Origin of the sequence: Nocardia sp. XZ_19_385, assembly GCF_015355755.1 — a bacterium.
Classification (GTDB): Bacteria; Actinomycetota; Actinomycetes; order Mycobacteriales; family Mycobacteriaceae; genus Nocardia.
On sequence record NZ_JACVEE010000002.1, the window covers coordinates 1,303,894 to 1,322,967 of the forward strand.

18 protein-coding genes, 1 tRNA gene and 1 other RNA gene are annotated in these 19,074 nt (G+C 66.6%); 9 read left to right on the forward strand and 11 right to left on the reverse strand.

Features of this window, described 5'->3' with window-relative positions; all coding sequences use genetic code 11:
* From IBX22_RS18730 to IBX22_RS18740, 3 genes are read right to left on the reverse strand one after another with little or no spacing between them, the layout of a single operon-like run.
* A complete protein-coding gene (locus IBX22_RS18730) occupies positions 1-726 on the reverse strand; it encodes an RDD family protein (RefSeq protein ID WP_194816824.1) in 726 nt (241 codons plus the stop codon).
* 53 nt (positions 727-779) lie between these two features.
* Positions 780-1,727, reverse strand: a complete 948-nt coding sequence (gene gluQRS, locus IBX22_RS18735; protein WP_194816825.1) for a tRNA glutamyl-Q(34) synthetase GluQRS — start codon at positions 1,725-1,727, stop codon at positions 780-782.
* Positions 1,724-2,272 (reverse strand): DUF309 domain-containing protein, encoded by a 549-nt coding sequence (locus IBX22_RS18740; protein WP_194816826.1) that lies wholly within the window; start codon positions 2,270-2,272, stop codon positions 1,724-1,726. The genes gluQRS and IBX22_RS18740 overlap by 4 nt, the downstream gene beginning before the upstream one ends.
* A gap of 417 nt (positions 2,273-2,689) precedes the next feature.
* Here IBX22_RS18740 and IBX22_RS18745 point away from each other — a divergent pair, with 417 nt between their 5' ends.
* Positions 2,690-2,899 (forward strand): DUF397 domain-containing protein, encoded by a 210-nt coding sequence (locus tag IBX22_RS18745; protein ID WP_194816827.1) that lies wholly within the window; start codon positions 2,690-2,692, stop codon positions 2,897-2,899.
* A gap of 70 nt (positions 2,900-2,969) precedes the next feature.
* On the opposite strand, the gene IBX22_RS18750 is transcribed toward IBX22_RS18745, so the two are convergent.
* Entirely contained in the window at positions 2,970-4,604 is a 1,635-nt protein-coding gene (locus tag IBX22_RS18750; protein WP_194816828.1) for a cytochrome bc complex cytochrome b subunit, read from the reverse strand.
* 198 nt (positions 4,605-4,802) lie between these two features.
* Here IBX22_RS18750 and IBX22_RS18755 point away from each other — a divergent pair, with 198 nt between their 5' ends.
* On the forward strand, positions 4,803-6,209 hold the full coding sequence (locus IBX22_RS18755) for a wax ester/triacylglycerol synthase domain-containing protein (protein WP_194816829.1): 1,407 nt from the start codon (positions 4,803-4,805) through the stop codon (positions 6,207-6,209).
* 94 nt (positions 6,210-6,303) lie between these two features.
* Here IBX22_RS18755 and IBX22_RS18760 read toward each other — a convergent pair whose 3' ends face one another.
* From IBX22_RS18760 to IBX22_RS18770, 3 genes are all read right to left on the reverse strand, one after another.
* On the reverse strand, positions 6,304-7,575 hold the full coding sequence (locus IBX22_RS18760) for an ROK family protein (RefSeq protein ID WP_194816830.1): 1,272 nt from the start codon (positions 7,573-7,575) through the stop codon (positions 6,304-6,306).
* Between the two features lie 363 nt (positions 7,576-7,938).
* Positions 7,939-8,652 carry a hypothetical protein gene (locus tag IBX22_RS18765; RefSeq protein WP_194816831.1) on the reverse strand — a complete coding sequence of 238 codons (714 nt, stop codon included), beginning with the start codon at positions 8,650-8,652 and terminating at the stop codon, positions 7,939-7,941.
* 92 nt (positions 8,653-8,744) lie between these two features.
* Complete coding sequence (locus IBX22_RS18770) at positions 8,745-9,326, reverse strand: HhH-GPD-type base excision DNA repair protein (RefSeq protein ID WP_194816832.1); 582 nt, start codon at positions 9,324-9,326, stop codon at positions 8,745-8,747.
* Between the two features lie 74 nt (positions 9,327-9,400).
* On the opposite strand from IBX22_RS18770, the gene IBX22_RS18775 reads away from it, so the two are divergent.
* Positions 9,401-10,243, forward strand: coding sequence for a methyltransferase domain-containing protein (locus IBX22_RS18775; protein ID WP_194816833.1), 843 nt, complete (start codon positions 9,401-9,403; stop codon positions 10,241-10,243).
* 48 nt (positions 10,244-10,291) lie between these two features.
* Here IBX22_RS18775 and IBX22_RS18780 read toward each other — a convergent pair whose 3' ends face one another.
* Both IBX22_RS18780 and ffs read right to left on the reverse strand, forming a co-directional pair.
* Positions 10,292-11,581 carry an aminotransferase class I/II-fold pyridoxal phosphate-dependent enzyme gene (locus IBX22_RS18780; protein ID WP_194816834.1) on the reverse strand — a complete coding sequence of 430 codons (1,290 nt, stop codon included), beginning with the start codon at positions 11,579-11,581 and terminating at the stop codon, positions 10,292-10,294.
* 110 nt (positions 11,582-11,691) lie between these two features.
* Positions 11,692-11,786: signal recognition particle sRNA small type (gene ffs, locus IBX22_RS18785), an RNA gene on the reverse strand.
* Between the two features lie 119 nt (positions 11,787-11,905).
* Between ffs and IBX22_RS18790 the strand changes: the two genes are divergently transcribed.
* From IBX22_RS18790 to IBX22_RS18805, 4 genes are all read left to right on the forward strand, one after another.
* Positions 11,906-12,865, forward strand: coding sequence for a hypothetical protein (locus IBX22_RS18790; RefSeq protein WP_194816835.1), 960 nt, complete (start codon positions 11,906-11,908; stop codon positions 12,863-12,865).
* A gap of 54 nt (positions 12,866-12,919) precedes the next feature.
* A tRNA-Ser gene (locus IBX22_RS18795) sits at positions 12,920-13,008 on the forward strand.
* Between the two features lie 101 nt (positions 13,009-13,109).
* Complete coding sequence (locus IBX22_RS18800) at positions 13,110-14,087, forward strand: DNA-processing protein DprA (protein ID WP_194816836.1); 978 nt, start codon at positions 13,110-13,112, stop codon at positions 14,085-14,087.
* Positions 14,084-14,827 (forward strand): amidophosphoribosyltransferase, encoded by a 744-nt coding sequence (locus IBX22_RS18805; RefSeq protein WP_194816837.1) that lies wholly within the window; start codon positions 14,084-14,086, stop codon positions 14,825-14,827. The genes IBX22_RS18800 and IBX22_RS18805 overlap by 4 nt, the downstream gene beginning before the upstream one ends.
* A 31-nt stretch (positions 14,828-14,858) precedes the next feature.
* Here IBX22_RS18805 and IBX22_RS18810 read toward each other — a convergent pair whose 3' ends face one another.
* On the reverse strand, positions 14,859-15,266 hold the full coding sequence (locus IBX22_RS18810) for a helix-turn-helix domain-containing protein (protein ID WP_194816838.1): 408 nt from the start codon (positions 15,264-15,266) through the stop codon (positions 14,859-14,861).
* An 81-nt stretch (positions 15,267-15,347) separates the two neighbouring features.
* Between IBX22_RS18810 and IBX22_RS18815 the strand changes: the two genes are divergently transcribed.
* Both IBX22_RS18815 and IBX22_RS18820 read left to right on the forward strand, forming a co-directional pair.
* On the forward strand, positions 15,348-16,190 hold the full coding sequence (locus IBX22_RS18815; RefSeq protein ID WP_194816839.1) for an NAD(P)H-binding protein: 843 nt from the start codon (positions 15,348-15,350) through the stop codon (positions 16,188-16,190).
* A 96-nt stretch (positions 16,191-16,286) separates the two neighbouring features.
* Positions 16,287-17,246, forward strand: a complete 960-nt coding sequence (locus IBX22_RS18820) for an acyl-ACP desaturase (RefSeq protein ID WP_194816840.1) — start codon at positions 16,287-16,289, stop codon at positions 17,244-17,246.
* 43 nt (positions 17,247-17,289) lie between these two features.
* Here IBX22_RS18820 and IBX22_RS18825 read toward each other — a convergent pair whose 3' ends face one another.
* A complete protein-coding gene (locus tag IBX22_RS18825) occupies positions 17,290-18,903 on the reverse strand; it encodes a DUF2207 family protein (RefSeq protein WP_194816841.1) in 1,614 nt (537 codons plus the stop codon).
* Positions 18,904-19,074 lie beyond the last annotated feature (171 nt).

The window sequence follows — 19,074 nt, forward strand, 5'->3', positions numbered from 1 at the left end:
TCAGGCCTTGACGACCTGGGTGCCGCCCGCGAACTTGTCGTGCCAGCCCTGTTTGTTCGGGTCCTGCGACGTAGTGATCATCATGTAGATGATCAGCGCGAGCGAGGCGATCTGGCCGATGCACGGAAACACGTAGACCAGCGTGTACAGGTTGCGCTTGAGCGACTGCTCCGCGGTGACCTTGGGTGCGCCGTTGGGTCCGAGCACGCGCAGGCCCAGCAGCTTCTTGCCGAGGGTGGTGCCCTGCTGGGTCTCCATCAGGACGAAGTACAGGGTCAGGGCGATGGCCCCGACCACGCTCACGCCGACGAAGAAGCCGGTGCCGCTGCCGTAGATCAACGACATGATGACGTTCACCGGAACGAGGACGATCAACGTATCGATCACGCGGGCGCCGACGCGGACGCCGAGATCGGCCGGGGTGCCGAAGCCGGAGTAGGTGTAGCCCTGCCCGTACGGCTGACCGTAACCCTGCTGCTGCGCGTACGGATCCTGCCCGTATTGCGGCTGCGCGTAGGGATCTTGGCTGTACTGGGGCTGGCCGTACGGATCCTGGCCATACTGCGGCTGCTGATACTGCGGCTGCCCGTATTGCGGCGGTGCGTCCTGCGGTGGCTGGCCGTAGGGATCACCTTGCGGATTCGGTTGCCCGCCTTGGGGGTAAGGCTGCTGGCCATACGGCTCGCCCTGCGGATTCTTATTCGGGTCGTACCCACCGCTAGTCATAGGTTGTCCTCGTCGTGATCGGTCGATCAGCCAACTTCGGTCGCCTGCGTACGTTACGGACCTGCCTCGGGTTGCAACAACCCGTTCTCGTTCACGATCCACGGCTCGCGCGGCAGCCGCGCGGGGTCGAACCTGCACAGGAGCTGGGCAGGTGAGCTCGCAATATATCCGAGCGAACCGGCCAGCAGGCCGAACACTTGCTCGGGCGTGTTGCCGAGGGCGACGCGATCGGCGAGGGTGACGGCGCCGTCGCGTTTGGCCAGCCGCTGCCCGGCGGTGTTCAGCGCCAGCGGGACGTGCGCGTAGCGGGGGACCGGGAGCCCGAGCAAAGTGGCAAGGTAGGCCTGGCGCGGGGTGGAGGACAGCAGGTCGTCGCCGCGCACCACTTGATCGATGCCCTGGGCGGCGTCGTCGACCACGACGGCCAGGTTGTAGGCGGGCATGCCGTCGCCGCGGCGCAGCACCAGGTCGTCGACCGCGCCGCGGTAGGGACCGTGCAGTTCGTCCACGATCTCGAAGTCGGTGACATCGGCCCGCAGGCGCAGTGCCGCGGGGCGTCCGTCGGCGAGATGCCGGGCGCGGGCCGCGGCGGTGAGCGTGCGGCAGGTGCCTGGGTAAGCGCCCATCGGTCCGTGCGGCGCGGTCGCGGCCTGCTGGATTTCCCTTCGGGTGCAGAAGCATTCGTAGGTGCGGCCGGCGGCGGTGAGCTGTTCGATGGCCGCGGTGTAGCGCGGCAGGCGCTCGGACTGCCGGACCACCGGACCGTCCCAGTCCAGGCCGATCGCCGCCAGGTCGGCGAGCTGACGTTCGGCGGCGCCGGGGCGTACGCGGTCCAGGTCTTCGACGCGCATCAGGAATCGGCGGCCGGTGCTGCGGGCGAACAGCCAGGCCAGCAGCGCGGTACGGAGATTGCCCAGGTGCAGATCGCCCGAGGGGCTCGGTGCGTACCGGCCCGCGCCCGCGGTGGGGTGAAGGGCGGGGTCGGTGGGCACGAAGATCATTTTGCCAGGCGCGGCTTCAGATCCTCCGGGCCGATCGGGGTCCCGGCGTCCAGTGCAGCCAGCAGCGTACGGGCGTGCACGATGAGTCCCTCGCGGTCGATACCGTACGGCGCTTTCGCATTCTGGTAGTCGCCTTGATTGTCTTCGCAATTGTCATTATTCGGACCAATGTTCGATTCTCCGCTATCTACTGGCGCGTAGCTGAGCAGGCGCGTCACCGCGCGCTCCAGTAGGGTGCGCGCACCCTTGGGATTTTCCCGCTGGATGTGCGTGATTCCGACCGCGTATTGCGCCAGAGCCTGCCACAGCATCCTCTCGGCGAACGGTCCGTTCTTCCACGCGGCCTCTAATACCTCGTGCGCGTTGAATGCCAAGCCGTCATCCAGCAGTTGCTGCGCCAGGATTAGAGTTTGCTGGGGTGGGAGATCTAGATCATCCGGAATTCGCGGAACGCCGGCGCTGCCGAGCGGCAGCGGGCGACCGAATCGGTCACGGGGACGGGGGTTGCGGGCGCGACCTGCCTCGTCGCGGGGGCGTTCGACCATGAAACCATCATCCACGATGCATCGCTCGCGCGGTACCCGGTTTGATCTAGAAAAGCGATCAGTGACGTATCACGAGGTAATCACGACGACCAAAAGTTTGCGGGGGAAGGCCCTGTGGAAAGAATGTGGAGAGCTGGCAAAGATATAGCAACATCCCATCTTCGCAACGTTGGCAGAATTGATGTTTGACCGAGCAAGACATCGGCAAATTATGTGGATACCTGCTACTGTTTCAAGCGCGGGGACAACCCCGGGGGTGTAATTCACCTCGAACTACAGTGCGAAAACGACGCACCGTGAATGTTGCGCGCTGCTAACAGGCGCGCACGGGGATTCGGCGGTCTCGCCGGGTTCCGGTGCTAGTTGGAAACGGTCAGAAGAATTCCCTCGTTTCGAAATAGCAAAGGAGCTAGTGCCGTGGAGCTCGATTTGACGGGTGCCGTGTGGCATAAGAGCACATACAGCGGTCCTGATGGGAACTGCGTGGAAGTCGCGATGGTGAGCGGCGGCAACGTCGCAGTTCGGGACACCAAAGATGACGGATGTGGCCCGGTGTTGGCGTTCACCCCGGGCGAATGGGATGCGTTCCTCAGCGGCGTATCCGCTGGGGAATTCGGACAAGCCTGAAACACAGGCGATTCCCCGAAGTAGTCAGCACGGGGCCCCGAGCAGCACAGGCTCGGGGCCTTGGTGTTTTTCACTTCGGGTGGCCGTTGCCCGCCGAATCCTGGTCCTGGACCCGGCGTAGCACCGCGAGCTGCTTGCGCTCCTCTTCATGGTCGGACGCCAGGTTGCGTTCGGATTCTTGCCAAGGATCGGCCCGGAAGAAGCTGCCGGTGCCCGGCTTCCCCGCAGCGCCCAGTTGATTCATCTTCTTCGGCACCGGCGCGCCCTGGTACTCCAGCGGGACCGGGTGCCCGTGCTCGTCGACCGGACCCAGTGGCTGATGCAGTTCGATGTACTCGCCGTGCGCCAGCCGCCGGATCACGCCGGTCTCGATACCGTGTTCGAGTACCGCTCGGTCACTGCGCTGCAGGCCGAGACAGATCCGGTAGGCGAGGAAGTAGGCCAGCGGCGGGAGCAGCAGCACGCCGATGCGGCCGGCCCAGGTCGTCGCGTTCAGTGAGATGTCGAACTTGAAGGCGATGACGTCGTTCACACACGTCAGCGTCAGCACCACGTAGAAGGTGATCACCATGGCGCCGATCGCGGTGCGCACTGGCACATCGCGCGGACGCTGCAGAAGGTTGTGTGGTGCGAGGTCTTTCGTGAGCCGCTTCTCGATCCATGGATAGGCGATCAGCAGCGTGAAGACCAAGCCCATCATGATCGCGCCCCAGAACGACCCGGGCACGGTGTGCCCGAAGATGTACAGCTCCCACGGTGGGATGAGCCGCATCATGCCGTCGGTCCACATCATGTAGAAGTCGGGCGCGGTGCCCGCCGAGATCATCGACGGGTTGTACGGACCCATGTTCCAGACCGGATTGATCTGCAGCAGGCCGCCCATGATCGCGACGATGCCCAGCGTGAAGGCGAAGAACGCGCCCTGATCCAGCGAGAACACCGGCACGATCCGCGCGCCGATCACGTTCTTCTCCGACCGGCCCGGGCCCGGGTACTGGGTGTGCTTCTGATACCAGACCAGCGCGATGTGCGCCGCGATCAGCGCCAGCATGATGCCCGGGATGAGCAGCACGTGCGCGATGAACAGGCGCGGAATGATGATGGTGCCCGGATAGTCGCCGCCGAACATCAGCCAGTGCAGCCAGGTGCCGACCACCGGCACGCCCAGCGTGATCGAGGAGAACGCCGCCCGCAGGCCGGTGCCCGAGAGCAGATCGTCGGGCAGGGAGTAGCCGAAGTAGCCCTCGAACATGGCCAGGATGAGCAGGATCGAGCCGATCACCCAGTTTGCTTCGCGCGGTTTGCGGAACGCGCCGGTGAAGAAGACGCGGAACAGGTGCACGATGATCGAGGCCGCGAAAAGCAAGGCGGCCCAATGGTGTACCTGCCGCACGAACAGGCCGCCGCGCACCTCGAAGGAGAGGTTCAGCGAGGTCTCGTAGGCGCGGGACATGGTGACGCCGCGCAGCGGCTGGTAGGCGCCGTCGTAGACGACCTCGCTCATCGACGGGTCGAAATACAGGGTCAGATACACCCCGGACAGGAGCAGGATGATGAAGGTGTAGAGCGCGATCTCACCGAGCAGGAACGACCAGTGCGTCGGAAACACCTTGTTGATCGACCGTTTCAGGAACGCGGCCGCTTGATATCGCTGGTCCGCCTCGTCTGCCTGCGCACTTGCTTTGCGAGCTACCGGAATGGTCATGGCCTGCACCCCGCCCCTGGGTGAGTGGAATGGGTTCTACTACAGACGGTAGCAGCGGGCCGGGCGGGAATCGATGGGTTTGCGAAATCTTCTGTCCATCAAGATCGTTCACAGTTGACCCGCGGGGGTGTGAACTGCGAGAACGGGTGCCGATATGGTCGTTTGCACAGTGTTTCCGGCCGTAGAGGAGTGCAGCGCATGACCGACCGGCGTCGCATGGCTCCGCAGGACGCCACCATGTACTGGCTGTCCAAGCGCACCCCCAACGACCAGTTCCTGCTGTACAGCTTCGCCGATGCGGGGGTGCAGACTGCCGAATTGCGCGCGCATATCGAGCGGCGCAGCGCGCACATCCCGGACCTGCGGGTTCGGCTGCGCGAGGTGCCCCGCGATCTCGACTACCCGTCCTGGGTGCGCTGCGAGTTCTCGGCCGATCAATTCGTCGAACACGATCTGCCCCAGGCGGATTGGTCGCATGTGCAGGCGGCGTTGGGGGAGCTGCTCGGCACCGGAGTGGATGCGGCGGACCGACCGTGGCGGCTCCATGTGTTCCGCGGCGTCGCGGGCGCACCCATGCGGTCCGACGCCGCCGAACTCGCCACCGTGGTGGTGCTCCAGATGTCGCACGCGCTGGCGGACGGCAAGCGGGCCGCGGCGGTCGCGCGCTCACTATTCGGCAAGGATGACCCGCTCGGTCGTCCGCCCAGTCCTTGTCATCCTGAGCGCGGATCTCGGCTGCACGGGAGATTCTTCGCTGCGCTCAGGATGACAGTGGGGACGCTTCGAGTCCCGATTCAGGTCGCGCAAACGATGGCGCGCGGCTACCAGGCTTATCGCGCACAGCGGACTCTGGTCGAGCTGACCGAGTCCGGCCGACTGCCCGGCCCCGGACCGAGTTTCACTCCCAGTGCGGTGAATCAGGCCGTCGCCGAAGCGAATACCGCGCAGCAGGCTCGAATGCTGGTGTGGGACGCCGGCGAACTGCGGATCCCCGGCCGGACAATGACTGTGGTCGCACTGACCGCCGTCTCCCTTGCACTCCCCAACTACCTCACAACGCTGGGGAAGCCTGTGGATAGATCCGGCGCCCAGGTCCCGATGGCTCTGCCCGGAAAGGCCCTGCCCCGCAACAACTACTGCAGTCTCGGCGTGGACCTGCACATCGACGAACCCGATCTCCGCCGCCGCGCCGACCGGATCGCCGCGGCCCTGTCCGACCGCCGCACCCGCGCCGAACACCCGTTGCTGTCAGCCCAAGACCGCGTCACCTCCGTCACCCCAGCCGCCGTCCTGCGCCGCGACCTCGACCGCTACCCCCTCGACACGGTGCCCGACGCCATCTCCGGCCACACCGTCGTCTCCAGCGTCCACCGTGGTTCCGCCGACCTATCCTTCGGCGGCCCAGTCCGTTTCACCGCGGGCTTCCCCGCCATCGGCTCGGTGATGCACCTCACCCACGGCGTCCACGGCCTCGGCGACACCGTCACCATTTCCGTGCACGCCGACGCCGCGACGATCACCGATATCGACGCCTATGCCGAGCTGCTCCGCAGTGCTGTGCAGCAGGTAGTCGCCGCGCATGCGGTGCCGCCGACCCCTGGGTGACGCCGGCACAGCTGAGCGTGGTGGCCGCGGTGCGTGCGCCTGCATCATCCTCGGCGGGATTGCCACCGTCGCCCTGGCCGGGTGAATACGGTTCTCAGTCGGTGAGGCCGATGCGCCGGGCCGCGGCGAGCGGATCGGCGTAAATGGCGCTCAAAGACGTTGCGACGGCGGCGAATTCCTGGACCTTCCCGCCGAAACCGCTGATCCGGATGTCGGTGGGGGGCAGGGTCGTGCTCTGGCGGAACGAATTGGCGACGTGCGCGACGCCGGGTCGGTAGCCGGTGAAGGCCTGGCCGCCCAGGATGACCCGGTCGGGGTTGAACATGTCGCGGACCAGGGCGACGGCTTCGCCGAGGAGGGTGGCACGTTCCCGCAGCAGTTCCCGCGCCGGTGCCGAGCCCGCCTCCGCCGCCCGGTACAGGTCGGCGATGGTGGTGCCCGCGGTTCCGTTGTGCGCCGGGATGATCCCGAGTCCGACGGCCCGCGCGTGCAGCGCGCGGTCGCCGACGGTCACTTCCAAGCAGCCGCGCCGGCCGCAGGTGCACTGCACCTGGGAGCCGGTGGGCAGGTGCGCGATGGAGCCCGGGCCGCTGCTGGGGGTGTGCACGCGGCCGTCCAGAGTGACTGCGATTCCGGCCATTTCGCGGACATAGAAGTAGAGGCTGCTGCCGTGTTCCTGACCGGTGCGGGGTTCCGGTGTGGGCAGCAGCAATTCGGCGGCGGCCATGGCCTCGACGTGCGGGGCCACCGACACCGGCAGTTCCAGCACATCGCCGAGAACGGCGCCCAGCGCGGCGCCCTGCCAGCCGAGTTTCGGGTGGTCGACCAGGCCGGTGGCCGGGTCCACGCGGCCACCGATGGCGGCGCCGGCCCAGAGTGGTTTTCGCCGGTGCCAGCGCTGCAGGAAGGCCTTCGCGCTGCGGGCCACGGTGGTGGTCGCGAAATCCTGGCCGGTCTGCGGGGTGGCGATGGCGAGGCCGCCGAGGATCCGCCCGCGCAGGTCGGCGACCACGATCTTGGTGGCGGCGGCGCCGATGTGGATGCCGAGGGTCAGATACGCATCGTTGTCGATCTCGAACGGCACCCGGGGACGGCCCACTGCGCCCGAGGTGGCCAGGTCGGGGCGCTCGCGCAGCAGCCCGGCGGCGAGCAGCGCCGACACCTGACGGTTCACCGTCGCGATGCTGGAACCCGTTGCGCGAGCGGCATTGTCACGCGAGACCGGCCCGCTGGTCGCCGAGCGCAGCACGCCGGCCGCGGGGTTGTCGCCGATCCGGAACTCCGGCGCGACGACGGGGCGCTGAACGCGGGGACGACCGGTGGTGGCAACCCGGGAACCGGGCCGCTCGAGGGTGGTGAGAGCCATGTGAAGAGTCCAAGCTTCGAGTCCCGGCCAAGGGCGGGACGTGTCTACGGGGTCGGCGACGAGGCGGCCGATTCGAAGGAACTCAGCCGCGACAGCGGGAACAACACAGCTCCCGCGTCAACGGCAGCCGCAACCCCAGAGCGGCAGTCACATAGGTGACCCGCAACGCGGTGGAGGGACTGGTAGACACCTAACGAAGTTAACACCGAACCGGACCTCCGACCAAGCCCCCGCCTCCGGAGGTGCCGCACGCCACAGTTAACTCCGCAGGTCAGCGCGTAATCCGGGTGGCGAATACGCCCGCGACGCACCAAAAGCCCCGCCCAGCGAAAGTTGCTGGGCGGGGCTGGTTTCCGGGGCTGGCTACTTGGCCGGCGCGGGTGCCACGAAGGGCTGGTTGATGGTGGCGAAGTACTGGATCACCGCGCCGATCGCGACCGGGGCGGTCACGAAGATCTGGCCGGCGACGGTGCCCAGGGCGCCGACGATGGCGATGCCGCCGAGGCAGCCGGCGAGCGCGGCCGGGATGAACGGGCCGAACAGGCCGACGACGGTGCCGCCGACGATGACGCCGCCCAGCACGCCACCGAGGACGCAGCCGACAGCCGCGCCGCCGAGGCCGCCGACCAGGGTGCCGATGGTGGCGCCCATGGAGATGGTGGAGGTCAGGCGGGACCAGGCGGCCTGCTCACGCTCGTACTCGGTCTTCCACGGCGCCTTGTCTTCGAACGGTAGGGCGACCGGCTTGTAGACCGCCTTGCTCGCGTCCAGCTGCGGCGTCAAAGTTGCGGTGCGGCCGGTGATCTCGGCGGCGATCGGGAGTTCGAAGTCGTCCAGCTTGAACTTCAGCGGGGTGCCCGCGACGGTGGTGCCGTCGGCCGCCTTGATCTTCAGCGCCTCGTCCTCGACCACGATCGAACCGGCATCGGTACTCACGATCGCGGACGTCTCGGTCTGCTGGGCACGGAAATTGATAACCCCACCGTCGGCTTCGGGCGCCGCGCCGGAGCTGCCCGCGGCAACTCCGGTCGCCACCGTCACCAATGCGGCCACGACGGCCAGCTTCCTCATCCTCATGTACTGCAATCCCTCATCTCGGTGGTGCTTGATCAAGGGCCAAGCTTCACCGAGCAAACCACTGGTGACCAGGGAAAAACGCAGGACGATTCTTACTTACCAGCGGCTTTGGCGGCGGCCTTCGCTTCCTTCTTGAAGGCGCGCACCTCGAGCAGCGACTCCTGATCCACGATGTCGGCGGCCGAGCGGCGCGAGTTCTGCTCGGAGTAGGCGCCGGCCGCCTTCTCCCATCCCTTGGGCTGCACGCCGAGCTGTTTGCCCAACAGCGCCAGGAAGATTCGCGCCTTCTGATCGCCGTAGCCGGGCAGATCTTTGAGGCGGCGCAGCACCTCTTTGCCGTCCGGGTCGCCTTCGGTCCAGATCGCCGCGGTGTTGCCGTCGTAATGCTCGAGCACGTACCGAGCCAGGTCCAGGGTCCGGCGGGCCATCGAGCGGCCGTAGCGGTGGATGGCCGGCGGCGTCGAGCAGAGTTCCTCGAAGGCTTCCGGGTCGGCGGCGGCGATCTTGTGGATATCGAACCCGTCCATCCGGTCGGCGATCTTCTTCGGGCCGCGGAAGGCGTGTTCGAGCGGGTACTGCTGATCCAGCAGCATGCCGGTGAGCAGTGCGAAGGGATCATCGGAGAGCAGTCGATCCGCCTCCGGTTCCTGGGCGAGACACAGCTTGACGGTCATGCATCGATCATCGCACTACGGTCTGGCGGAAGATCCAAGTGCGCTACATCACAGCTGGGCGTATGCTCCCCGCCATGCCTCAGACGACGTCCTCATCCTCGGACCGACTCAGCGATACCTACGCACCCCGTCCGGATCGCTTCGACCGCGCCGGCCAGGACCAACTGGTCGACGTGCGTGACCTGCAAGCAGCACTGCCCGGCATCCACCGGCTGCGGAAGTGGGCGCACGACGCGCTCGCGCTGCAGGCGGGGGAGCACGCGCTCGACATCGGCTCCGGCACCGGCTCCGAAGTGATGGCGTTCGCGAACGCGGTCGGCCCGACCGGCACCGCGATCGGCGTCGAACCCGACCCGCAGCTGCTCGCCTCCGCCGAACGCCGCGCCAAGGACGCGGGTTCGCGCGCCAAATTCCATACCGGCGACGCCTACGGCCTGCCGTTCGGCGCGGACAGCTTCGACGCCGCGCTGTGCGAGCGGGTGTTCCAGCATCTGACCGCGCCCGCGCGCGCCGCCACCGAGATCGCCCGGGTGCTGCGCCCCGGCGGTCGCGCGGTAGTGGTCGACGTCGACTGGGGCACCGCGATCGTGCATCCCGGTGACCTGGAATCGGTGCGGGGCGTTATCGACACGCTGGTCGCCGCCACCACGAACCCGTTCTCCGGGCGTCGGCTGCCGGGGCTGCTCACCAAGGCGGGCCTGGTCATCGACGAGATCGGTTCGCACGCATTGATTCAGGACCGCACCGTCGGCGCGGGCTCACTGGTGCACCGGATTTCGGCGATGGCGGTGGCGCGCGGCTCGATCAGCGAGACGCAGCGCGATCAGCTGCTCGCCGATCTGGAGCGTGGGGCCGAGAACGGTGACATCCATCTGTCGGTGACGATGTTCGCGGTCTTGGCGCACAAGCCGGAATGATCCAACGAAAACGGCGGGTGTCCATGGACACCCGCCGTTTTCGTTGTCTTACTTGTCCAGCAGCTTTTCGGTCGCCGCGAGCAGCACGCAGGTGGCCAGGCCGTCCATCGCCTTTTCCAGCTCCGGCAGCTGCGGGAAGCTGGGTGCGATCCGAATGTTCTTGTCCTCCGGATCATTCCGGTACGGGAAGGCCGAACCGGCGGCGGTCAGCGCGATACCCGCGTCCTTGGCCAGCGCGATCACCCGGGCCGCCGTGCCCTCGAGCACGTCGAGGCTGATGAAGTAGCCGCCCTTGGGTTCGGTCCAGGACGCCACCTTGGACGCACCGAGGCGCTCCTCCAGGATCTTCAGCACCAGTTTGAATTTCGGCTCCAGGAGCTCCCGGTGCTTCTGCATGTGCGCGCGCACGCCGTCGGCGTCGGTGAAGAACCGCAGGTGGCGCAGCTGGTTGATCTTGTCCGGGCCGATGCTCTTCTTCCCGGCGTGCGAGAGGTACCAGTCCAGGTTCGCGGTGGACGCGCCGAGGAAGCTGACGCCCGCGCCCGCGAAGGTGATCTTCGAGGTGGAGGCGAACACCAAGGGGCGGTTCGGGTTTCCGGCCGCGGCGGCCAGGCCGAGCACGTCGATCACCGGTTCGGCGGTGTCGGTGAGCGGGTGCACCGCGTACGCGTTGTCCCAGAACAGGCGGAAGTCCGGCGCCGCGGCGGGCATCGAAACCAGTTCCCGTACAACGTCTTCGGAGAAGGTGAGGCCGGTCGGGTTGGAATAGTTCGGCACCGCCCACATGCCCTTGATCTGCGGATCGTTCGCCAGCAGTTCGGCGATGGCGTGGGTGTCGGGGCCGTTGTGGTTCATCGGGATCGGGATCATCTCGAAGCCGAGCGCCTCGGTGATCGCGAAATGCCGGTCGTAGCCGGGGGCGGGACAGAGCCACTCGATGGTCTCTTCGGCGGCCCAGCGGCGTTCGGAATCGTTGGTGCCGTAGAGCATCGCGAAAACGATGCTGTCGTGCATGAGCTCGAGGCTGGCGTTGTTGCCGGCCAGCAGGTTCGACACCGGGATGCCGAGCAGTTCACCGAAGATGGCGCGCAGTTCCGGAAGACCGTGCAGGCCACCGTAGTTGCGGCAGTCGGTGCCTTTGCCGTCCTTGAAATCGCCCGCGCCGGGCAGCGAGAGCAGGCCTGCGGAGAGGTCGAGTTGTTCCGGCGAAGGTTTTCCCCGGGTCAGGTCCAGCGTGAGCTTCTCGGTCTGGAGCGTCGCGTAATTCGCGGTCTGGGACTCGTGTTCGGACACGAGCTCCTCGTGGCTCATCAAACCGATCTGCGTTTGCCGGGGCATCCTGTGCAGCCTTTCGAAGCAGCGAAGGGGCATGTATTGGCGGTCCTGGACTTGCCAGGGTGGACCGCGGACTCACGTTACCCGGGAGCTGCTCCGAAGTGGAGGGAAATTTAAGGGGACCCCGCGCACCCGGCAGAGCCCGTTGACCCTTGCTGCCTTCCGGCCCTGGGGGAGTTCACAGGATGCGCGCCGCGCGGGATCCGTTGACGAGTGTAGCGGACGATCGCGGCGCAATATCGGGTGCCCTGAAATCGGGCATAGTGGCTACGATCGGTCGCAACATCGGAGGGGCTTTCCCAAAAGAGGCACGAGGGGATCGGTCGCGTGACTGAGAAGAATCCACCCAACGGCGATTCGACACCGGAGGGCGCGAGTCAGGCCGACCCGACCGCGCACTGGTGGGAACAGCCGACCGCGGCCTCGGGCGCACCCGACCCGGCCCGGTCCGACCCCACCATGATCGGTGCTCCCACAACACCTTTCGGGGGCTACGGCCAGTACACCCCGCCGCCGCAGCCGTACGCCGCACCGCAACCGCCGCCGCAGCCCTACACGGCGCCGCCGCAGCAGTACTCCGGTCCGCAGGGTTTCCCGCAGCAGCCGCCGCCGTATCAGCGGCCCAAGTCGAGCAAGGCCCCGTGGCTCATCGCCGGTGGCGTCGCCCTGGTCCTGGTGCTCGGCCTCTTCGCCGGCTGCGTCGCGCTGGTGAACTCCGCCAAGGACAGCCTGGACAGTGGTGGCGGCAATGCCGAGGGCAACTACTCCATGGCCGGCATCACCGACGCCTGCAGCTTGATCGACACGTCATCGGTCACCAAGTGGGCGAAGACGCCCGCGGGCGTCCCGGAGCACACCGAGACCCAGCCCAAGAGCTACACCGGCGGCGAACTCAAGTGCAGCGCCAAGTACAAGGAATCCAGCTCCAGCAGCAAATACCACACCAACACCGCCGATATCCGTCTCGAGGTGTCCTTCCTGGGCGACAGCTCCTTCGCCGACCACGACTACGACTCGTGGAAGCAGTACGACACCGGCACCACCGGCTCCGGCCGCACTTCCGGCGACGTGACCGGCCTCGGCGAACAGGGCTACTGGCACTCCGAGGTGCGCGACTACTCCAGCTCCGCCGTGACCGATTACACAGTCGCGGTGCAGGACAGCAACGTCTCGGTCAAGGTCGAGATCAGCATCGACCGCGCCGACGGCGACTCCTTCAACAAGGAGGAAGTCGCCACGGTGGCCAAGGAACAGGTCCGCAAAGCCCTCGCCGGCCTCAAGAAGTAGCCCCTGACAGGCGCATTTGGTACTGACCGGGGTCAACCCGGTAAGCTGCTCGACGGAGGATTCGCCTAGTGGCCTATGGCGCTCGCCTGGAACGCGGGTTGGGTTAACAGCCCTCAGGGGTTCAAATCCCCTATCCTCCGCCATGATTCACTGGCCGGGTCCGTTTCTACGGGCCCGGCCAGTGATCTATCCGGGGGATCCAGCGCTAGAATCGAACATAGCTTCGAGATCATGCGGAGGCTCTGTGACTATCCACAACCTTGAACACAGACGCATCGACGCACTCGGTCGATCGGTGCCCGCCTCTAGGCTGTCGGGCATGGACAGCGAACGTGTGGCGCTGGTAGCCCTGTTGATGGAGCGCCCGCAGGGGATGTCCTGGTCCGCGCTCGCATCGGAAATCGCCGTACGGGGCTCGGCAGTCGAGGTCTGGGACTCCGTCCATCCGCCTCAGCTGGTGGATACGGACGCCGATTCGCTGCGCCGCGCCCGCGACATGCTGAAGAACTGGAGCGACCAAGACTTCGATCTGGTGACGATTCTCGACTCCGAGTATCCGGTGAAACTCAGCGGAATCCACCAAATGCCGCCGATCCTGTTTATCCGGGGCAAACTATTGCCCGACGAGACCGCTGTGTCGATCGTGGGTTCGCGGGCCGCGAGTGAGCGGGGTCTACGCATAGCCGGTGATGTCGCACGTGGCTTGGTAAACCGGAATATCGCTGTCCTGTCCGGGTTGGCCAAGGGGATAGACGCCGCAGCGCACGCCGCGACGATCGAGGCGGGTGGTCGGCCGATCGGCGTGATCGGAACCGGCATCAATCATGTCTATCCGGCAGCCAATCGCGATCTACATGCCCGCGTCGCAGCCACGGGGGCGCTCGTCTCCCAATTTCTCCCGGACGCACCTCCCCAGAAACAGAATTTTCCGACACGCAACGCCACTATGTCCGGCCTCGGAATGGCCACGGTCGTAGTCGAAGCCGGCGAGAAGAGCGGTGCGCGAATCCAAGCTCGGCTCTCGATCGAGCACGGCCGCCCAGTTGTGCTGACCGATCTGGTCGCCGACTCGACAGACTGGGGCCGTGAATTCCGTAGCCGCCCAGGGGTTTACGTTGCGTCCAGCCTGGCCGAAATGCTGAGCCTGGTCGAGCATCTGACCAGCGCCGACGACTCGATGCCGATGCTCCCGACCCCGGCGGGAGAGCGGGACAGCGATTGAGCCCCATCGACCCCATCGATCAGCTCGTCGAAACTGCCGGAGGCTACCTCCGAAACACCGTCAAAGAACCAGGCCTCAATTGTCTAGCCTGCGCACGTCCCGCCAAGGGTTTCGAGCTCTGCTACCAGTGCCGCCAGCACGCGGCCGTTGAAGGCACCGCCATGGTCGTCGCGCCGCTGATCTACGGAGTCGCGCGCGGGCAAACCGGAGTCTTGCTCCGGCACTACAAAGACAACATCTCCGAGCCACGGCGCAAGAAATATGCGCAAACGATGGCGAGAATTCTCTACGCCGGCATCAGGCTGCATCAACAATGCGTGGAAGCGGTTGTCGGACAACGTGTTGATCGGAGAGTGACGGTCCCTTCGTCTCGCGGCCGACCTGGTATTCACCCATTCGCTGCTATCGCCAAGGCAATTGGCGCTGTCGGAGCCGAACCTGCCCTTTTGCCGACAGCAGCCGCGGACGACCGGCAACTACGGGACGACCATTTCCGTGTCGAGCCCGCCCTCGACGTGCGCGGACGGCACGTCATGATCCTCGACGACACCTGGACCTCGGGCGCCCACGCTCAGTCCGCCGCCTTGGCGCTGAGCGCCGCCGGGGCGAGCGCGGTCAGCATCATGGTCGTGGGCCGCTGGCTCGATCCTGACCACCGCGAAACCGCCGTCTTCATCTCCAGTCTGACCACGGATTACGACCCTTACCGCTGTCCGATCACCGGTGCCGTCTGTCCCTGATGACAGCCGCCGCCAAACCCGGCTGGATGGTTCAGCGCGTGGTGGGGCTGGGATTCGTAGTGTCCCAAAGGCTGCGGGAGGACATGATGCCGTCGCGGTGCTGTTCGGCCCAGCCGGCGATCGTGGTCAGTAGTTCGGTGAGGCTGCGGCCGGTGTCGGTGAGGGCGTATTCGACCTGGGCTGGAACTACCGGGTAGACGGTTCGTTCGACGAAACCGTCGCGTTGCAGGCGGCGCAGGGTCAGGGTCAGCATGCGCTGGGAGATGCCGGGGATGGCGCGCTGGAGTTCGCGGAAGCGGTGGGTGCGGGTGGTGAGTTCGGCGATGACGAGCACCGACCATTTGTCGCCGATGCGGTCGCCGACTTCGCGGATGTCGCAAGCCTCTTGGCTGTCCTCGACGGGCGGGGCGGTGGTTACCGCGGTGTGCCTCAGCGACATGAAAGTGCCTCCTTATGTCGGCGTCCACATTTGCCGACAATCACGTGGTTCGCCGAAATTCCCACGGTAGAGGAGAGTTTGATGATCATGGTGACCGGCGGCTCGGGTGGTTTGGCGAGGCTCGTAGTGGAGCGATTGGCCGGAGTCGAGCATGTGGTGGGGAGCAGGACGCCGGACCAGGTGACCTCGGACGGGCCGGTCCGCCGGATCGACTTCGATGATCCGGCGACGCTGGCGGAGGGTATGCGCGGCGTCGACACGATGTTGCTGATTTCCGCGGGATACGCCGACGATGATGTGGTGGTCGCCCGGCACGGCGCGGCGATCGATGCCGCGGAGCAGGCGGGGGTGCGGCACATCGTCTACACGAGTCTCACGGCCGCCGGAGATCATCTCGCCTTCGCACTGGCGCACCGGTGGACCGAGCGCCGCCTGATGGCGGGGCGCACGGACTGGACGATCCTGCGCAACGGCATCTACGCCGAGATGAGCATTCCGGAGGCGGTCGGCGCAGCGGCCACCGGCAGCCTGACCGGCCCACTGGGCGACGGCCGGCTCGCCGCGGTCGCGCGGGAAGACCTCGCGGACGTCACCGCCAGGGTGCTCGCCAACCCGGTCCCGCACCGCGGCAAGGTTTACGAACTGGTCGGCGAACACGCCATCGGCGGCATCGATATCGCCGCCGCGGCCGCCGAAGCCAGCGGGCGGGATATCGCCTATCGACCCGGCTCTTTGGATCAGCTCCGCAAGGCGCTGGTGGGTTTCGGCGTTCCGGACTGGCAGGTCCCGATCGTGGTGTCCACGTACTCGAATATCGCCGCCGGATTTCTGGCCGGAACCGACAGCGATCTGCGGGTGCTGCTCGGTTGCCCGCCCCGCTCGACCCTGCGGGTGATCGCCGCCGCGGTGTCCGGCCAGACCTGATCGCTTGATCAAGGCCTTTTCCGTGCTCTACGGTTGCCCAGCGATATCTGAGTTCTTGTTCTGCCCGGTTGATCTAATCGATACCGAAAGGCGTTCATGACAACGGATTTGACCCAATTGCAGCTTTTGTCGGAGTTGGAGCCGGTGGTGGCTCAAAATCTCGACCGGCATCTCGCCACCGTCAAAGATTGGAATCCGCACGACTACATTCCGTGGGACGAGGGCCGCAACTTCGCCGCTATGGGTGGCGAGGACTGGGCGCCGGAGCAGTCGCGGCTGTCGGAGGTGGCCAAGGTCGCGATGATCACCAACCTGCTCACCGAGGACAACCTGCCCTCCTACCACCGCACCATCGAGGAGCACTTCTCCTCCGACGGCGCGTGGGGCACCTGGGTGGGGCGCTGGACCGCCGAGGAGAACCGGCACGGTATCGCCATGCGCGACTACCTGGTCGTCACCCGCGGCGTCGATCCGGTGGCGTTGGAGAACGATCGCATGGTGCATATGACCAGGGGTGTGCACGCGCCCGAGGAGTTCAGCGGCGTGCTCGACCAGGTCGCCTATGTGACGTTCCAGGAGCTGGCGACTCGCGTCAGTCACCGGAGCACCGGACGCGTCTGTGGCGACCCGATCTGCGATCGCATGCTGGCCCGCATCGCGCAGGACGAGAACATGCACATGATCTTCTACCGCAACGTCGCCGGCGCCGCCTTCGATCTGGCGCCGGATCAGGCGATGGAATCGGTGACCAAGGTGGTGCTGAACTTCGCCATGCCGGGCCACGGCATGCCGAACTGGCGGCGCAACGGCGTGCTGATGGTCAAGCACGGCATCTACGACCTGCGCCAGCACCTGGACGACGTGGTCATGCCGGTGCTGAAGATCTGGAACATCTTCGACCGCACCGACTTCACGGCCCGCGGCGAACAGGCCCGCGAGGAGCTGCTCGCCTATCTGGCGAAGCTGCAGAAGGACGTGATCCGGTTCGAGGAGCAGCGGGATCGGCTGCTGGCCCGCGAAGCCGCGCGCGCCGAGGCCGCGCCCGCCGCGGTGTAGGACGAGCTGAGCGCCGGGGAGTACCTCCGGCGCTCAACTCCTTTCAGCTGCCCTGTTTGCCGAACAGGGCTTCCATGGCGGTGATGAAGTAGGGGAAGTGGCCCGCGAAACGAAGCAGATCGCGATCGTGATCGAAGCCGCCGAACCAGTAGATGCCGGGCTGCGAGTCGGCGGCCGGGTTGAGGTCGCGGAAGGTGCGGACCCAGCTGTCGGCGCGACCGGCGACCACGGCGAAGGGCAGCGCCCGCGAGAACACCGTCTCCTGATCGGCGGGCGGGATGTGTTCGGCGCGAATGGCATCCAGCCCGCGCTGCAGTGCCCGAACCTGTCCGGCGAGTTCCCGGCCGAGCGCGGTGCGCGCGGGCAGGTACCTGGGCAGCAGCACGACGGCGACGCCGGCGAGCAGGATCGCCACACCCACCAAGGCGTGCCCGGCGGTGAGGGCGAGGGCGAGGGTGACCACCGCGCCCGCGAGGATCAGCGCGCCACCGAGCCAGGTGGCCGGGCCGGGACTGGTGCGATCGACGATCGCGTCGCGGTCCACCGCGTCGGCGATGATGGCCTTGCGGATCGCGGCGGCCGGCACCCGGCCCGGCGCGCGCAGCTCGCTGACCTGCACCGATTCCGTACCCTCCGGCAAAAGCGCGGTGTAGACGGCCTTTTCGTAATCGCGCAGCTGATCGTCGGGGGTGTTCACCCGGCTGATCTGCCAATCGTTGGAGTCGGCGCCGATCGGCGTGATCCAGATGTAGCGGCGGACCGCGAGATCGACCACGGTGGCGGCGATATCGATCGGGTCGGCGTGCTCGTCGACGACCAGGCCTGCCTCGCCGGGCAGCAGACCGCCAGGGGAGGTGAACTGCACTTGGTCGCCGTGCCGCCCGAGCGGATCGATGGCGTCGGAACCCGCTGTGGCGGCAGCGTTTTCGCGCCGGGCGCGGGCGGCGAACGCGGCGAGTCCGGCCAGCGCGAGCAGCAGCACACCCAGCGCGAGCAGGACCGGCTTGGTGACGGCGAAGGGGTTCGTATCGCCGGCCGCGGTCGCGACGGTGCCGGGCGGCAACTGCACCGTGAGGTCGATGGCGTCGCCCTTGCGCAGGTCGGTCTGCTCCAGATACAGCGTGCCGTCGAACTCGACTTTGACGTCCGCGCACGGCCGGGTGCCGCCGGGCGGGCCGAGTTTGCAGTCCACGATGCCTATTTCGAAGCTGGGACTGATCATCGCGACACTGATCGAGGCGATGTCGTTGTTCACCACGCCGAGCCAGCGCAGCTCCTGGGTGCCCGGCTCGTCGGTGACCATGTTGTGAATCGTGTAGCTGAACTTCGACTCGCCCGGGTCGGCGTCGATCGTGAATTGACCGTTCGCGATCTTGGTGGTGCCGGCGCCGGTCGTGGTGATGTCGGAGACCTCGAAGGTGCGCACCACGTCGTCCTTCAACTGCAGGCGCAGGGGCAGTGACATGGTGAAATCACCGCCGTCCGGGACCGTGATCGTTTCCTCGACGCGCAGCACCCCATCGCGGGTGAGGGTCAGGTCGGCCACGATCGTCGCACCCGGTGCCGCGGGCTGGCTGTGCGCCAGGGGCGCGGTCGCGATCAACCCCAGGCCGGTGAGCAGTAGCGCCCCGGCTCGGAGCCCCCGAAATGTCAGCATGGACGCCCACTTTAGACAGGTTGCTATCCTGCGTCAGCGGAGCGTGACGACGATACTGAGACGAGGGGGTACGGGGGAGTGAACCAGCCACCGTACGGTCAGGGGCCGATTCCACCTGGTGGGCAACGGTTTCCCGCGCCCGGGCAGCGTCCGCAGCCGCCCTACGACCCT

What these genes read in the sequence shown, in the direction of transcription:
- IBX22_RS18730 (WP_194816824.1), bottom strand. Translation starts at nt 726, where the DNA reads ATGACTAGCGGTGGGTACGACCCGAATAAGAATCCGCAGGGCGAGCCG.
- IBX22_RS18780 (WP_194816834.1), bottom strand. Translation starts at nt 11,581, where the DNA reads ATGCCCCGGCAAACGCAGATCGGTTTGATGAGCCACGAGGAGCTCGTG.
- IBX22_RS18750 (WP_194816828.1), bottom strand. Translation starts at nt 4,604, where the DNA reads ATGACCATTCCGGTAGCTCGCAAAGCAAGTGCGCAGGCAGACGAGGCG.
- gluQRS (WP_194816825.1), bottom strand. Translation starts at nt 1,727, where the DNA reads ATGATCTTCGTGCCCACCGACCCCGCCCTTCACCCCACCGCGGGCGCG.
- IBX22_RS18815 (WP_194816839.1), top strand. Translation starts at nt 15,348, where the DNA reads ATGATCATGGTGACCGGCGGCTCGGGTGGTTTGGCGAGGCTCGTAGTG.
- IBX22_RS18770 (WP_194816832.1), bottom strand. Translation starts at nt 9,326, where the DNA reads ATGACCGTCAAGCTGTGTCTCGCCCAGGAACCGGAGGCGGATCGACTG.
- IBX22_RS18810 (WP_194816838.1), bottom strand. Translation starts at nt 15,266, where the DNA reads ATGTCGCTGAGGCACACCGCGGTAACCACCGCCCCGCCCGTCGAGGAC.
- IBX22_RS18825 (WP_194816841.1), bottom strand. Translation starts at nt 18,903, where the DNA reads ATGCTGACATTTCGGGGGCTCCGAGCCGGGGCGCTACTGCTCACCGGC.
- IBX22_RS18755 (WP_194816829.1), top strand. Translation starts at nt 4,803, where the DNA reads ATGACCGACCGGCGTCGCATGGCTCCGCAGGACGCCACCATGTACTGG.
- IBX22_RS18740 (WP_194816826.1), bottom strand. Translation starts at nt 2,272, where the DNA reads ATGGTCGAACGCCCCCGCGACGAGGCAGGTCGCGCCCGCAACCCCCGT.
- IBX22_RS18760 (WP_194816830.1), bottom strand. Translation starts at nt 7,575, where the DNA reads ATGGCTCTCACCACCCTCGAGCGGCCCGGTTCCCGGGTTGCCACCACC.
- IBX22_RS18775 (WP_194816833.1), top strand. Translation starts at nt 9,401, where the DNA reads ATGCCTCAGACGACGTCCTCATCCTCGGACCGACTCAGCGATACCTAC.
- IBX22_RS18820 (WP_194816840.1), top strand. Translation starts at nt 16,287, where the DNA reads ATGACAACGGATTTGACCCAATTGCAGCTTTTGTCGGAGTTGGAGCCG.
- IBX22_RS18765 (WP_194816831.1), bottom strand. Translation starts at nt 8,652, where the DNA reads ATGAGGATGAGGAAGCTGGCCGTCGTGGCCGCATTGGTGACGGTGGCG.